The sequence below is a fragment of the Rugamonas sp. FW305-51 genome (genome assembly GCF_058786935.1).
The window spans coordinates 13,226-26,795 of sequence record NZ_JBYSZG010000004.1; the positions used below are offsets into that span (position 1 = coordinate 13,226).

A 13,570-nucleotide genomic window follows, 5' to 3' on the forward strand; every position below is an offset into this window, starting at 1 on the left:
CTGTTGATAAAGATCGCTCATGCCGCCAGCCCTGTTTTCTTATTGCGCAGCTTGGCCCATATCACCAGGCCCGTCGCAAAGAATGCCAAGGGTAGGAATCCGAACAGGCTGATAAAGATTCTTCCCCCCAGACCGAATGCCTCGCCCGTATGCAGCGGGAACAGCCAGCTCAGAAATTTATCGCCGCCCCGGGCCTGTTCCGGATCGATCACGCGCAGCACGCTGGCATCCCCTGAATCGATGCTGATGCGCGTCGCGCCCGGACCCTGGCGAAGTTCGGCGGGCTGGCGCACCCTGATTTCAAAAGGCTGGCCAGCCTTGGCCGGGAAGGACACACGCGATACGCGCCCATCAGGAAACCTGGCCTGCGCCGCGGTGACCGCGACGGCAAGCGATATGGCGTCGCCCGGCAGGCGACTCTGGTTGACCAACTTGGCAGCAGGCGTTACCGGGGAAATGACGTTAACGAGGGGAGTCACCCACTGCGGCATCGTAAAGTGCACGCCCGACACTGCGGACACCAGGAGCAAGGGCGCCGCGAAGAAACCGCCCGCGCGGTGCAGTTGAAAGCTGAACCGTGGCCACGATCCGCCATGCCGGACCGTCAAGGCACCCCAGATCGCCGAGCGCGCCATGCGCGGCCACCACAGAATCAAGCCGGTCAGGATCGTGACGGCCAGCGACACGCCCGTGATCGCCACCACCACCTTACCCAGTTCTCCAGCCAGCAAATAGCGGTGCAGGTGGAAAATGGTCGGCATCAACAGGGGCCGCGACAGGCCGAACTCCCCCCAATTACGTTCACCCGTCACGCGCAGATCCGCGGGATCGACCATCACCTGGCGCGTGACGGCCTGGCCCCAGGGGGCTTTGCCGTGGTCCGGCGACGCACGGTACCACGCGATGAACACATCGCCGGCACGCATGGGCAACTCCAGCGTGTTCGGCGTTCCGTAGCGCGGATCGCGCGTCAGCATGTCGCAGACGGCTTGGGTCAGCGCCGGGTCGGCGCGCAGCGGATCGCCCGCGCTCGCTCCACGTGGCGGCGCCACATGCAACAAGCCGGGATTCAACATGGTATCGAGTTCATGAATACTGCCGAGGGCAGCCCCGGTCAGTCCAAGCACGGCGAGGATGGTTCCGAAGACCAGGCCGGTCCACAAATGCAAGGCGCGGGCGATTTTTTTCACAGGGTTAGTTTGGGTAACGGTTTAATGAGAATAATTCTTAATTAGATTGATGAGGTGAATAATAATCGTTATCATTCTCATTTTACATTGCTCGGCGGAAAAGTTCACCGCCTCATTTTCAAGGATTGCCTGTCGTATGCCCTCGATTACGCCCATGTCCCTCTCCGTTGCCGCCGCGTGCTTGACCATGGCGGCAGCCAACTCTTATGCCCAGCAAGCCGTTGTCAACACAGAAGGCTCAACGGCTGAAGTGGTGGTTACCGCAACGCGCGGCGAAAAGGCAATCGACAAGATTCCTGGCGCGATCTCCGTCATCAGCCAGCAGGAACTGTCGTCGCAATACCTGATCGCCGACGATCCATCGCAGGCGCTGGCGACGTTCATTCCCGGATACGCGCCTAGCCGCCAGAAAATGACGTCTACCGGCGAATCGCTGCGCGGCCGGCAGCCGTTGATTTTGCTCGACGGTATTCCTCAGTCGAATCCGCTCCGTGCCGGCATGCGCGAAGGCTACTTCGCCGACAGCTTTATCATCGAACGCATCGAGGTGATTAATGGCGCATCCGCGGTGCAGGGGATGGGCGCGACCGGTGGCATCATCAACTACATCACCAAGGCGCCCCGCTCGAACGGCACGACTTACGGCGTCAACGTGCGCGCAGCCACCCAGTTCCGGTCCGATAATCTCGACTGGAAGACCGGTTATTCGATCGCCCACAAGTCCGATGACTTTGACTTGCTTGGCTATGCGGCAGTGCAACAGCGTGGCATGGGCTACGACGGAACCGGCCGCCGTCTTGGCATAGACACAGTCCAGGGCGATACCCTTGACACGCATGGGGACGATCTGTTCCTCAAGATCGGCAAGACCGTCGGCGCGCAGCGTCTGCAGCTATCTGTGAACCGCTTCAATCTGGCGGGCGACGGTGACTACATGAACGATCCTGGCGACCTGGCGGCGGGCGTTCCGACCAGCTCCTTGCCGGGCACCCCGATAGGCAAGTCCCCCCGCAACAAGGTCCGCAGCGCTAGCCTGGACTACCGTCATGCGGATTTTTCCGGCGGCACCATCAGCGCCCAGCTGTTCAGCCACGACTTCGAAGCATTGTATGGCGCCACCAAGGTCGCCACCTTCCAGGACACGCGTATCGCCCCCCGCGGCACACTGTGGGACCAGTCGCAGATCATCGCCGACAAATTGGGGGCGCGCATCACTTACGTGCGTCCGGACACCGTCATCTCCGGCCTTGAGGCGACATTCGGGGTGGACTTCCTGCGCGACCAGACCGAGCAACGCCTGGCGCTCACCGACCGCACCTGGGTGCCGCTGCTGAAGTTCAAGTCGACCGCTCCCTTCGCCCAACTCGAGTATGAACTCGGTCCGATCACGGTTCGGGGGGGCGTGCGCCACGAAATAGCCAAACTGAATGTCGATACCTACACCACCCTTGCCGCCTATGGCAGCCGCGTGGTGCAGGGCGGTTCCGCGGAATTTTCCGAATCGGTCAAGAACATTGGCGCGGTCTGGCGCTTTGCTCCACAGTGGTCGGCCTTTGTGGCCAGCGCTGAAGGCTTCGGCTTGCCGGACGCGGGCCTGGTGTTGCGTGGCGTAACGACGCCGGGCCAGTCGGTGTCGAACCTGATCAGTCTTCAGCCTATCGTCACCCGCAACAATGAAGTCGGCGTCAACTGGCGTGGCGCCCATGGACTGTTCAGCATTTCGCGCTATGATTCGCGCTCGAAGCTGGGCAGCGTGATCCGAATTAACCCGGCCGGTCTGGGTCTCGTGGAGCGCGTTCCTACGACGGTCAAAGGCTGGGAAGTGAGCGGCGAGTGGCGTCCCGCCAAGACCTTGTCGGTCTCGGGCAGCTACGCCAAAACCGACGGCAAGACCGCCGCCACCCAAGGCGCGCCAATGGATGTCTCGCTCGGTGCGCGCTCGCAGGGACCGAACAAGGCAGTGCTGGCTGGCAGCTGGAAGTGGATGCCGGCGTCTCAGCTGCGATTGCAGGCTACGCACCTGTTTAACCGCGACATCAACATCGGCCGGGTGGCCGGCACCAGCAAGCTGGAAGAACACTTCAAGGGCTACACTTTGGTCGACGCTGCCGCGACCTTTGATACGCGCTACGGCAAGTTTGGCGTGAGCCTTGAAAACCTGTTGGACAAGCAATACGTCAGCTACTATTCGCAATCGGCTGCGGCGACCGACCCCGAGAATACCTATGCTGGCCGCGGCCGTACATTGGCCGTGAACTGGAGCCGCATGTTCTAGTGTGTGCGCGGGACGTGGCCTTCCCGTTCGGTTTGCTGCCACGTAGATTGATAGCCAGTCATTGCGCCCCGCGCGCCAACGCAAAATCGATGAATCCCCGCTCGACGGACGTGGAGACCAGGCGCACATGCACTTGCTGCCCCACCTTCAGGTCAGGCAATTCCCCGGTCAGCCGCCCTTCCGCCGGCGGCACCAAGATGCGCACCCAGACGCCATGGTCGCCGATACCCGTCACCAGTCCATTGAACAGTTGCCCTATGCGTGAGTGCAACAACAGTGCCGCTTCCGATTTCCGGACCTGGCGCTCCACTTTCCTGACCGCATCCTCCTGCATGGTGCAATGCATGGCCAACGTTTCCAGTTCCACGTTGGAATAAGGCGGTGGCGCGCCCGCCAGCACGGCCTTAATCAGGCGCAACGTGACCAGATCGGGGTAGCGGCGATTGGGCGCCGTCGAATGCATATAGCTCCCCACGGCCAGCCCGAAATGGCCGATGGCCGGCCCGTGCGGCTGCTCGACCACATACTCACCCGATCCCATCAATTTCACGATCACCAGCGACAGGTCCGGAAAGCGCAGCGGGTCCAGCTGGTGCTGTTGCGCCAGGAAGGCTTCCAGCGCCTTGCCGTCAGGCTCGGCGGGCAGTTGCACCGCATATTCGGCGGCCACCTTGACGATCTTCTGCCAGCGGTCCGGCGAGCGCACCACCCGCCGCAAGGAGACGGCACCGTTGGCCGCCAGGAAGCGCGCAGTGCAGCCGTTGGTGGCCACCATCAATTCCTCGATCAACTGGCGGGCCCGGTTGTGCGACTGCAACTGGATGTCGGTGATGCGGTCGCCATCGAACAGGGCGCGCGGTTGAAAGCTCTCGAACTCCAGCGAACCCTGGGCCCGGCGCAGCACCCGCAGCTTCTGCGCCAGCTCATCCTGCATGCGCAACTGCAGATCCATGCCGGCGATGCGCGCTGCCGGCGCCGGCAACGCGCCATCGCCGACGATCCAGGCCGACACCGCATCATAGGCAAGCTGCACCTTGTTGCGCACCAGCGCGCGGTAGATGGACGAGGAGATCAACAGTCCGTCATCGCTGAAATCCATCTCGACGACGAGGGCCACCCGGTCGGCATCGGGATTGAGCGAAGTGAGGTCGGTACTTAGCTGCTCCGGCAGCATCGAGAAAACGCGCGCCGAGGTGTAGACTGAAGTGGTATTCAGGCGTGCATGCTCATCGATGGGAGAGCCCTTCCTCACCAGCGCATCCACATCGGCCACCGCCAAATAGATCCTGACGCTGCCCTTCGCCAACCGTTCGCTTGCCGTCAGCTGATCGAGGTCACGCGAGTCATCGTTATCGATGGAACACCAGGGCAACATGGTCAAGTCACGCATGCTGCCATCCGGCTCATGCGCGGGACCTTTCAGACGGCTCAGCTGTTGCTGCACGGCGGCGGGAAATTCCGGTTCCAGGCCACGGCTGAACATGGCCCAGGCGGCAATGGTTGCCAGGTTGGCGCGATGGTTATTCAAGGCATTGCGCATTGTTCCCTCTCTCGTCAGATGCATCGTGGCAGCAGCAACACGCAGGACCAGAGCGCGCCGCCGGCCGCTGCCCCTGCGTTTTCGGGCCGATGCCATGGATGGGAGTATCCTGTGCTACAGATCCCGCCCGGCGTGGCGGCAAGATCAAGCGCTCAGTGTACGCCGTGGCCAGCCTGGTGGCGGCAATCGCACTGAAAACGAGCACCGGCAAGTCAAGAAATGTCATTCAACATGAAGAATCTGGCACTGCTCCACTCCAATGCGTGTCGACGCCTGCTCGACGACGGCATGCTGGAAGACGCGATCCGCTATTGCATCGCGCAGGGCGTGGAGCCGCCACTGCCACCATGCAAACCTAGCGCATCCGAGTATCAACGGTGGGTGGCCTTGGCAAATGAAACGCTGTCGGACTATGGCTGGTGGGAAAAGCGTCTGAAAACGCAGGCGTCCCGTTCCGCGCTGGGCCAGACCGGCGAACCATAACCGGCGTCCATACGGCCAACTGCCCGCCTCACTGCCTGGGCGCACCATCCTGCACAAAATGGTGATGTATTTCTGCCGTCAGTTTTTCAATGCGCTCGGCCATCGTCTTGGTGATTTCCGTGAGCTCGGTGTTCTGGCGCAGCAGTTCCAACATTTGCTCCGAGTGCTTGGCCGCCACAATGGCGATCGCTTCGCGATGCTTGGCGTCGGCATCGGAATGCGCCTTGTCGCGCGCTGCTTGGCGCGTCTGGGCCAGCAGGATCAGTGGCGCCGCATAGGCCGCCTGCAGGCTGAATGCCAGATTCAGCAGGATGAAGGGATAGCGGTCAAATTGCACCAGCCCCATCACGTTTGCCGCGATCCAGATGCCGACGATGACGGTTTGAATCCCGAGAAAGGCCGGCGTGCCGAACAGCCGCGCGAACGCTTCCGCCTTCAACCCGAACAGGTCATTGCCAAAAGTCTTGGACAGGTGTTCGTGCTGGCGGTGGAAGCGCAAATGGTCAACATCGGGCTCACCAGCCGGCGGCGCCTTGTGGACTGGGGATGAGTGCATGATGACGCTCCGGGAAAGATGAGAGGCGCTCACTATACCTGCTTTGCCGCGCCGGCCTGCCGCCGCCATTCTAAATGAGAATTATTTGCAATTAAGCACGAAAGAAAGATATGCACATGGCCCATCGACGCGCTCTCCCCGCTCAGCCCGGCGCCGACCGGGAGCTTGGCGCCGATCGCGGCAGAGCAGGTCGCCGTCGCGCCCGAGATGGCCGTGGCACTGGCGCTACAGCGCTACCCCGACGGCCAGCCCTGGCGGCTCGCCGTCGAACCGGGCCAGGGTCGCTACCGGGTTGATCCGCACCGCCCGGGCGACCTGGGCCGCGTCAGCAATACGCGGGTATTCGTCGACATGGGCACGCCGCGCCTGCTCGGCGTGCTGGCGCCGGGGATGCGCAGCGCCGGCGACGCCTACGCGGCCTGGCAATTCCCGCTCCATACGGGCCAGTTCCTGGGCCGCTACGGGCAAGCGCTGTGGCTACTGCTGGGGCTGGTGCCGCTGTTGCTGGCCGCCAGCGGCGTGGCCATGTGGCTGAAAAAACGCGGCATGCCGGCCCGTGCAAAGGCCGCACAGGGCCGGCCCCAGCGCTTATAATCCTGCCATGTCGCGCACGCCACCGCCGCAACCCGTTCCCGTCTGGAAGGATCGCATGCAAGAATACGCCCGCCCCCTGCCCTCCGCCGCTGTCCCATTTTGCCCAGCGGAGTGCCGCCCATGATCCATCCCAAACTGTTCGAACGGGTGCTGGGCCTGGCCAACCTGGGCCTGGTGGTGCTCGATGCCAACCAGCACATCGTGTTGTGGAACCAGTGGATGGCCAGCCACTCGGGCTGGTCCGCCAGCCGCGTGCAAGGCAATGAACTGTTCGACCTGATCCCCGATCTGCGGGGCCAGCGCCTGGAGCAGGCCGTGCATACGGCCCTCATCAACAACCTGCCCACCCAGTTGCCGCAGGCGCTGAACCGCACCCCGTTCGCGCTCTACCCCACCGGCACCTGGGGCGGCGAACGGATGGAGCAAGGCGTGTCCGTCACCCCGTTCACGGAGGGCAAGGAGCGCTATTGCCTGATCGAAGTGAGCGACGTCAGCACCACCGTGGGCCGCGAGCGCCAGTTGCGCGGCCAGGCCGAAGCCCTGCGTGCCCAGTCCTACGTGGACGGCTTGACGGGCATCGCCAACCGCCGCCATTTCGACGTGGCGCTGGACCGTGAACTGCGGCGCGCCCACCGCAACGGCGGCGAACTGTCGCTGCTGCTGATGGACATCGATTCGTTCAAGGCTTACAACGACCATTTCGGCCACCAGCAGGGCGATGCCTGCCTGACCCTGGTGGCCGAGGCGTTTGCCGGCATGCTGCAGCGCCCGGCCGACCTGGCGGCCCGCTACGGCGGCGAGGAATTCGCCGCCGTGCTGCCCGACACGGGCCCGGCGCAAGCCCAACAGCACGCGGAAGCGATCCGGGCCCGCATCGCCGCGCTCGGCATCACCCACGCCCCGGCGGCCGTGCGCAACCACGTGACGATGAGCATAGGCGTGGCCAGCTTCGACAAGGACCGCCTGGCCGACGCGGAAAGCCTGCTGGGCGCGGCCGACCGCGCCCTGTACGCGGCCAAGCACGCCGGGCGCGACTGTGTGGTAGTGGACCGCGTGCAAGAGGACGCCGCCTGACCCTGCCTTCCTGCCATCGCCCTCATGGCTCGGCCGCGATAAAGGCCACGTCCGGTATCGTGCTTTCATAGCGGGCAGTCGCTTCCTTGAGCGTCAGCTGGCGCAGCTCGACGAGCATTTCCAATCCCTCCAGCCTGGCATCGATGGCTTGCGCCTTGGCCAACCGGGCCGCGATGTCGTGGGTACGGAACATATTGGTGGCGACGGTGGCCACCAGCGAGCACACACTGGCCACCGCGCACAGGATGCGCCAGCTGGGGCTGTTCTCGCCGGCCGCTCCCAACGCCTGGGTCAGGCGCAGGCCGCCAATGGCCGGGGCCGCCGTCAGCACGGTCGCCAGGGCGCTGGCGATGATGCCGGTATTGGTCAACCCCGCTCCGCGCGTGCTGAACTTGCGGTTGAAGGCGGCGATGCGGCGCCGCTTGTCGCGCAGCCGGTGGCCCAGCGCCTCCCAGCCGTCCTGTTCCGTTACCGTATCCATGCCGCCTCCCGCCAACGCCACACGGCGTTTCCGGATTAGACCGGCGAAGCGCGCCGATGTTCCGCGCCGTCAGTCTCAGGCCGGATGCAGCGCGTGCGTCTCGACCACTTGCAGCGCGCTGGCGGAAATGCGGTTGCGTCCGGCCGACTTGGCCACATACAGGGCCTTGTCGGCCGCCTCCACCACCAGCGTGGGCGGCGGCGATGGCTGGGCCGGGCCGGGCCCGGCGACGGCCCCGATGCAACTGACCGACACCACGCCGATGCTGACCGTCACTTGCGGCCAGTCGGGCGTGCCGCCGTGGGGAATGCCCAGGTCCGCCACGGCCAGCCGCATGCGCTGGGCCATGTGCTCGGCGTCGGCCAGGCCGGTCTGCGGCAACAGGGCGGCAAACTCTTCGCCGCCGTAGCGCGCCACCACGTCGCCGGCCCGATGCGTGGCGCCGGCCAGCGCCTGGGCCACGGCCCGCAGGCAGCTGTCGCCGGCCACGTGGCCGCGACTGTCGTTGTAGGTCTTGAAGAAGTCGACATCGATCATCAGCAGCGCCAGCGGCGCGTGGCCACGCAGGGTGCGCCGCCATTCCTGTTCCAGCTCGGCGTCGAAGGCGCGCCGGTTGGTGATGCCGGTCAAGCCGTCGGTGCGGTTGATGCGCCGCAACCGCTCCATCATCGCCAGCAGGCTGCTGTACATCATGCCGCTCTCGGCCAGCAGCACGATCAGCACGAAACTGGCCGCCAGCAAACCGTACACCCGGCCCGCGTAGAAGCCGAGGTCGAAGCGTCCACCGTTAAGCATGGCCGACAGCGCCACATCGACCAGCCAGACCCACATCACCACCATCAGCCACAGGTCCAGCAGCGAACGGGCACCGCCGCGCCACAACAGCACCAGCGCCAGCAGACTCAGGCCCCAGACCGTGGCCACCACGCCGGTCATGGCCGGCGTGTAATGGTCGGCCATCATGATCGCCGGCAAGATCGACTGGAAGCGCGTCGCCACCGCCGCCAGCACGCCCACCACGAGTACCACCGCCAGCGCCCCCAGCCCGATCAGCACGCTGGTGCAGCGGGCCGGCAGCACGTCGTCCATCTTGCTGCGCCTGAGCAGCGCATAGGCGATCACGAACAGGGGAAAGCCGCCATGCCACATCATGTACAGCCAGGCGGTCGTCTGCGGCCCGGCCCCCAGCAAGCCGCCCGCTTCGAACACGCCGGGATAGGTCAGCAGGTGAATGCAGGCCGTCAGCGCCGTAAACAGATAGCCGCAGGCCAGCACGAACAGCGAACGGGCGTGGAAGGAATGAAACTGGCCAAACAGCAGGCTGGCCGTGATCAGGTCGCAGATCACCAGCGCCGATTCATAGGCCGGGATGAAGGCCCACACGCGCGGCAATGGCGTGCGTGCGAACGGCACGGCCGCCAGGAAGATGCTGACCGAGACGATCACCACGCCATAGGCCAGCCGCCGCTCGCGCGGCCCGGCCGGGACCGTGGACAGGAAAACCTGTTCTTCTGGTTGTGGTAGATCCGCCATGTGCTGCACCGTCTTGCCATATCGGCTGTTACCAGCCGGGGCGGCAAATCGCGCCTGCGACTTGCATGGGACAAGTGTAACAAGGTCGTTGCTGTTTGCGGCAAACCTTTTTTCCCGCGCGGTCAAGCGGCCACAACAATTGCCAGATCAGCTGGGACGGCCGTGGAAAGCCTTGTTGGCGATCTTCCAGCCATCGGCCGTCTTCAGCAGCACGAAGTAGTCGGTAAAGGTGGTGGCGCCATGCACCAGTGTGATGCGGGCGCAGGCCGACAGGCCGGCCACGTCGAGCCAGTCCACCGTGCGGCGGCGCGCTGCCTCGTCGGCAGCCGGTACGCCCTTGAATCGTTCGCAATAAATCTCCAGCGGCCAGGACGTGAAGACGCCTTCGCGCATCGATTCGATATGGGCCGTGGGCAGGAAGGCTTGCCGCATGTGGGCCGCGTCGTCGCGCGCATGGCCGAGGAAATACTGTTCGATGGGGGCCATCACTTCCGCTTGTTCAGCAGTCAGCAGGGCAATATTGGCAGAGGGCGCGAGGGTCATTGTTGTTATTTGGATGCATTTTGCGGCGTGCGCGGCGAATACACCACGGCGGATGATCTGCTATAAATCAAACCCGGGCGCGCTGTCGCAAAGTACATCTTCCTTTCTGTTGTGCAGGTAATGGAACAGGGGATTAATTGTGCCGCCCCCATCAGATATGAATGAACGCACTTGCCAAACCGCAAGCCATACCCATCCACGTATAGGACTTGTCAGCCCGGATTGCCCATCTTGCCCTAATTTTTGCGGACAGGTTAAGGCCTTACCCTAATATCAACTATATGAACTCAAATATAAATTACTCAGCAGCATTGTAAATTGTCATGTTATTTAAAATATTTACCGAAAATAAGTTTAGATCACGGCAATTTAAATAACTTAACGGAAATAATCTCGCCAACATCAAGTAGAGGGCATTATTGGGAAAACTCAATCAACTCGGCATTTCGATTATAAAAAACATACTTGCGGTCTCTATTCAGATGATAGTATTTAGCTCACAAGTTTTCATTATTAATAATTAAATTGGACAGTACATCAAATACCGGCACCAGTAAGTCGTTCATAAAATGGCAAGCAATGTGTAATATGGTAAAAATGGCAAACATGCTATTTCATATAAAAACATTATAGTTCCGGTCGACAGGAGAGTATTTATTGCCTCATTACTTACTCAACGAAAACATATGACAGAAAAGGAGGAAAAATCAAAAAAGACTATCGCAACATATTTTCAATAGCCAGTTGATTATTGGAAACCAAGGTGGTGAAACTAATACTTTAATTTGTATTTTTTCCTGCTAAATTGAATTGTCGAGTTTGGTTTTTGCGATGTGTTTTTCTGCACCGCAATTTGACGTGGTTGTTGATGGGTAACAAACTAAAAAAAAGAGGGAACTAAAATGCACAAGATGATTTGCCAAAAAACAGCCGGCAGCTTGTTGCTCGCCGCCGGACTGATCGCCGCACCATTAAGCGCCATCGCTGGTTCAATCACCTTCCAGGGCGTGACATTCACGTTCACGGAAGATTCTGCCACTCAGCTGACGCTGGAAATTGACGCCGCTGGCCGGACGGGCGATTGGGCCACGGCCACCAACATCGGCATGGTGCAAGTGAAGAGCCTCGGCTCGTTTACTACCGCCTCCTTGACCGGCGACGCCGGACCAACCAACACACTGCTTGCAAGCGGGTGGACCTTCTCGCCAAATGAACTGACGGCAAATGGCTGCGACGGCGGCAGCTCCGGCGATCAACGTGCCTGTTTCTTCGCCCCGACCACGGGCGACCGGATCGCCTTGGGCGACGACATGAAGTTCCACTTCACCTTCACCGGCGGCACGCAGGACTTCAGTAACCCGTCGCTGAAAGTGGGCTTCTATGTCGGCGATAGTCCTGACAAGCAAGGCAGCCTGCTGTCGATGAACATCCCGGCCGTTCCTGAGCCGGAAAGCTATGGCATGTTCATCATGGGCCTGGGCATCCTCGCCTTCCTGGCACGTCCGAGGAAAGCTTGACAGCCGCCGCGGGCTGCCAGCCAGCTGACTTCCAACCCGCCGTATCACCACCAGCCCGGGCCTAGCGCCCGGGCTTTTTATTGGGCGCGCCGGCAGCGCCGGACAGGGCCGCAATTGGCGCTATCCGCATGGCCTCGATTAGAATGCTGTCCATCGTCTCCCTACCCGCCGCAGCCATGCTTACCGTCCCTGTTTCCGCTTCCGCCCCTGCCAAGAAACGCGGCCGTCCGCTCAAGGAGGCCGGCGGCAACCTGCGGGCCGAGCTGATCCGGGAATCGGCCCGGCTGTTCCGCGAGCGTGGCTATGACAACACGACCGTGCGCGACATCGCCGCCGCCACCGGCATCCAGTCGGGCAGCTGGTTCTACCACTTCAAGACCAAGCAGGACATCCTGGCCGCCATCATGGAAGAGGGCCTGGCGCAGTCGCTGGCGCAGATCGAAGCCATCGCGGCCCAGGGCCTGCCCGCACGCCAGACCCTGCAACAGCTGGTGGAAGTGCATCTGCACACGCTGCTGGCGCCGGACCACCATTTCATCCCCGTGCTGCTGTACGAGGCGCGGGCCCTGGACGCGCCCGCGCGGGCCCGCATCGTGGCGCTTAAGGACCGCTACGAAGCCGTGTGGGATACCGTGATCGCCGCGCTGCACCGCTCGGGCGAGTGGGCCATGCCGTCGCAGTTCGACCGCCAGCTGATCTTCGGCGCCCTGAACTGGACCGTGCAGTGGTACAAGGCCGACGGCGGCGCCGACGTGGCCCAGCTGGCGGCGCAAGCCATGCAATTCATCCTGCGCACACCGGCCGTGCCTGCCTGACTCAGCCTTCGCGCAACACCTTGGGCGTTTGCGCCAGGTGGAAGCCGTCGAACGGCACGCTGGGGTTGCACAGGGCCGGCATCGGCATGCCGGGCCGCACATTGGGCCGGCCGCCGTCCACCCGCAAGGTGGTGCCCGTGATAAAGGCCGCCGCTTCCGACAGCAGGAACACGATGGCGGCCGAGATTTCCGCCTCCGTGCCGAAGCGCTTGAGCGGCACCGTTTGCGGAAACCCAAGGATGGTCTGCTTCATCGCCGGCGGATAGGCATCCATGCCGGACGAGGCCACGTAGCCGGGCGCCACCGCGTTGACCCGCACGCCGTACTGCGCCCATTCGAAGGCGGCCGTTTCCGTCAAGTTGACCATGCCGGCCCGCGCCGCGCCGGAATGGCCCATGTTGGGCATGCCGCCCCACATGTCGGCCACGATGTTGACCACCGCCCCGCCGCGCTGTTGCATGGCCTGGTTCAGGCACTCGCGCGCCATCAGGAAGCCGCCCGTCAGGTTGGTCTGCAGCACCGCCTCCCAGCCCTTGAGCGAAATATCCTTGAGCGGGGCCGGGAACTGGCCGCCGGCGTTGTTGACCAGGCCGTCGATGCGGCCATGGGCGGCCACGATGGCCGCCACCAGCGCCTGCACGGCCGCCTCGTCGCGGATGTTGCAGGGCCAGGCATGGGCCGCGCCGCCGGCCGCCGCGATCTCCTCGCAGACGCGCGCCAGCTTGTCCGGATCGCGCCCCACCAGGGCCACCGTGGCGCCCAGCGCCGCCAGCTCGTGCGCCGTGCAACGGCCGATGCCGCTGCCGCCGCCCGTCACGATGATGAGCTGATCCTTGAACAGGCCGGGCTTGAAGACGGAACGGTACATGGCGTTTTCCTTGACGTTGGGCCTTGCATAATAAAGCACCTGATTGATTTGAAACAAGACACAGCCGCAGAAAGCGGCGGATTCAGGCAAAATGGCGACAC

The 13,570-nt window shown here is 62.8% G+C and carries 13 protein-coding genes; 6 read left to right on the plus strand and 7 right to left on the minus strand.

Annotated features, from left to right (window positions below):
- Positions 1 to 17: 17 nt before the first annotated feature.
- Positions 18 to 1,190 carry a PepSY-associated TM helix domain-containing protein gene (locus tag AC3WOS_RS03950; protein WP_492714537.1) on the minus strand — a complete coding sequence of 391 codons (1,173 nt, stop codon included), beginning with the start codon at positions 1,188 to 1,190 and terminating at the stop codon, positions 18 to 20.
- Positions 1,191 to 1,344: 154 nt separating this feature from the next.
- On the opposite strand from AC3WOS_RS03950, the gene AC3WOS_RS03955 reads away from it, so the two are divergent.
- Positions 1,345 to 3,465 carry a TonB-dependent receptor gene (locus AC3WOS_RS03955; protein ID WP_492714538.1) on the plus strand — a complete coding sequence of 707 codons (2,121 nt, stop codon included), beginning with the start codon at positions 1,345 to 1,347 and terminating at the stop codon, positions 3,463 to 3,465.
- A 58-nt stretch (positions 3,466 to 3,523) separates the two neighbouring features.
- Here AC3WOS_RS03955 and AC3WOS_RS03960 read toward each other — a convergent pair whose 3' ends face one another.
- Complete coding sequence (locus AC3WOS_RS03960; protein WP_492714539.1) at positions 3,524 to 5,101, minus strand: RNB domain-containing ribonuclease; 1,578 nt, start codon at positions 5,099 to 5,101, stop codon at positions 3,524 to 3,526.
- 135 nt (positions 5,102 to 5,236) lie between these two features.
- Between AC3WOS_RS03960 and AC3WOS_RS03965 the strand changes: the two genes are divergently transcribed.
- Complete coding sequence (locus tag AC3WOS_RS03965) at positions 5,237 to 5,488, plus strand: hypothetical protein (protein ID WP_492714540.1); 252 nt, start codon at positions 5,237 to 5,239, stop codon at positions 5,486 to 5,488.
- 28 nt (positions 5,489 to 5,516) lie between these two features.
- Here AC3WOS_RS03965 and AC3WOS_RS03970 read toward each other — a convergent pair whose 3' ends face one another.
- Positions 5,517 to 6,077, minus strand: coding sequence for a DUF1003 domain-containing protein (locus AC3WOS_RS03970; RefSeq protein ID WP_492714541.1), 561 nt, complete (start codon positions 6,075 to 6,077; stop codon positions 5,517 to 5,519).
- A gap of 180 nt (positions 6,078 to 6,257) precedes the next feature.
- On the opposite strand from AC3WOS_RS03970, the gene AC3WOS_RS03975 reads away from it, so the two are divergent.
- Both AC3WOS_RS03975 and AC3WOS_RS03980 read left to right on the plus strand, forming a co-directional pair.
- A complete protein-coding gene (locus AC3WOS_RS03975) occupies positions 6,258 to 6,638 on the plus strand; it encodes a PepSY domain-containing protein (RefSeq protein ID WP_492714542.1) in 381 nt (126 codons plus the stop codon).
- A 120-nt stretch (positions 6,639 to 6,758) separates the two neighbouring features.
- Complete coding sequence (locus tag AC3WOS_RS03980) at positions 6,759 to 7,712, plus strand: diguanylate cyclase domain-containing protein (protein WP_492714543.1); 954 nt, start codon at positions 6,759 to 6,761, stop codon at positions 7,710 to 7,712.
- Positions 7,713 to 7,734: 22 nt separating this feature from the next.
- On the opposite strand, the gene AC3WOS_RS03985 is transcribed toward AC3WOS_RS03980, so the two are convergent.
- From AC3WOS_RS03985 to AC3WOS_RS03995, 3 genes are all read right to left on the minus strand, one after another.
- Positions 7,735 to 8,193 (minus strand): hypothetical protein, encoded by a 459-nt coding sequence (locus AC3WOS_RS03985; protein WP_492714544.1) that lies wholly within the window; start codon positions 8,191 to 8,193, stop codon positions 7,735 to 7,737.
- Between the two features lie 75 nt (positions 8,194 to 8,268).
- Positions 8,269 to 9,726 (minus strand): sensor domain-containing diguanylate cyclase, encoded by a 1,458-nt coding sequence (locus AC3WOS_RS03990; protein ID WP_492714545.1) that lies wholly within the window; start codon positions 9,724 to 9,726, stop codon positions 8,269 to 8,271.
- A 147-nt stretch (positions 9,727 to 9,873) separates the two neighbouring features.
- The gene (locus AC3WOS_RS03995) at positions 9,874 to 10,269 is read right to left on the minus strand and encodes a nuclear transport factor 2 family protein (protein ID WP_492714546.1); all 396 of its coding nucleotides are present in this window, start codon (positions 10,267 to 10,269) and stop codon (positions 9,874 to 9,876) included.
- A 902-nt stretch (positions 10,270 to 11,171) separates the two neighbouring features.
- Between AC3WOS_RS03995 and AC3WOS_RS04000 the strand changes: the two genes are divergently transcribed.
- Complete coding sequence (locus AC3WOS_RS04000; RefSeq protein ID WP_492714547.1) at positions 11,172 to 11,786, plus strand: PEP-CTERM sorting domain-containing protein; 615 nt, start codon at positions 11,172 to 11,174, stop codon at positions 11,784 to 11,786.
- Between the two features lie 176 nt (positions 11,787 to 11,962).
- Positions 11,963 to 12,601, plus strand: coding sequence for a TetR/AcrR family transcriptional regulator (locus AC3WOS_RS04005; RefSeq protein WP_492714750.1), 639 nt, complete (start codon positions 11,963 to 11,965; stop codon positions 12,599 to 12,601).
- A gap of 1 nt (position 12,602) precedes the next feature.
- On the opposite strand, the gene AC3WOS_RS04010 is transcribed toward AC3WOS_RS04005, so the two are convergent.
- Positions 12,603 to 13,469 (minus strand): SDR family oxidoreductase, encoded by an 867-nt coding sequence (locus AC3WOS_RS04010; RefSeq protein ID WP_492714548.1) that lies wholly within the window; start codon positions 13,467 to 13,469, stop codon positions 12,603 to 12,605.
- Positions 13,470 to 13,570: the final 101 nt, after the last annotated feature.

What these genes read in the sequence shown, in the direction of transcription:
- AC3WOS_RS03955 (WP_492714538.1), top strand. Translation starts at nt 1,345, where the DNA reads ATGTCCCTCTCCGTTGCCGCCGCGTGCTTGACCATGGCGGCAGCCAAC.
- AC3WOS_RS03960 (WP_492714539.1), bottom strand. Translation starts at nt 5,101, where the DNA reads ATGGCATCGGCCCGAAAACGCAGGGGCAGCGGCCGGCGGCGCGCTCTG.
- AC3WOS_RS03965 (WP_492714540.1), top strand. Translation starts at nt 5,237, where the DNA reads ATGAAGAATCTGGCACTGCTCCACTCCAATGCGTGTCGACGCCTGCTC.
- AC3WOS_RS03980 (WP_492714543.1), top strand. Translation starts at nt 6,759, where the DNA reads ATGATCCATCCCAAACTGTTCGAACGGGTGCTGGGCCTGGCCAACCTG.
- AC3WOS_RS03985 (WP_492714544.1), bottom strand. Translation starts at nt 8,193, where the DNA reads ATGGATACGGTAACGGAACAGGACGGCTGGGAGGCGCTGGGCCACCGG.
- AC3WOS_RS03990 (WP_492714545.1), bottom strand. Translation starts at nt 9,726, where the DNA reads ATGGCGGATCTACCACAACCAGAAGAACAGGTTTTCCTGTCCACGGTC.
- AC3WOS_RS03995 (WP_492714546.1), bottom strand. Translation starts at nt 10,269, where the DNA reads ATGACCCTCGCGCCCTCTGCCAATATTGCCCTGCTGACTGCTGAACAA.
- AC3WOS_RS04000 (WP_492714547.1), top strand. Translation starts at nt 11,172, where the DNA reads ATGCACAAGATGATTTGCCAAAAAACAGCCGGCAGCTTGTTGCTCGCC.
- AC3WOS_RS04005 (WP_492714750.1), top strand. Translation starts at nt 11,963, where the DNA reads ATGCTTACCGTCCCTGTTTCCGCTTCCGCCCCTGCCAAGAAACGCGGC.
- AC3WOS_RS04010 (WP_492714548.1), bottom strand. Translation starts at nt 13,469, where the DNA reads ATGTACCGTTCCGTCTTCAAGCCCGGCCTGTTCAAGGATCAGCTCATC.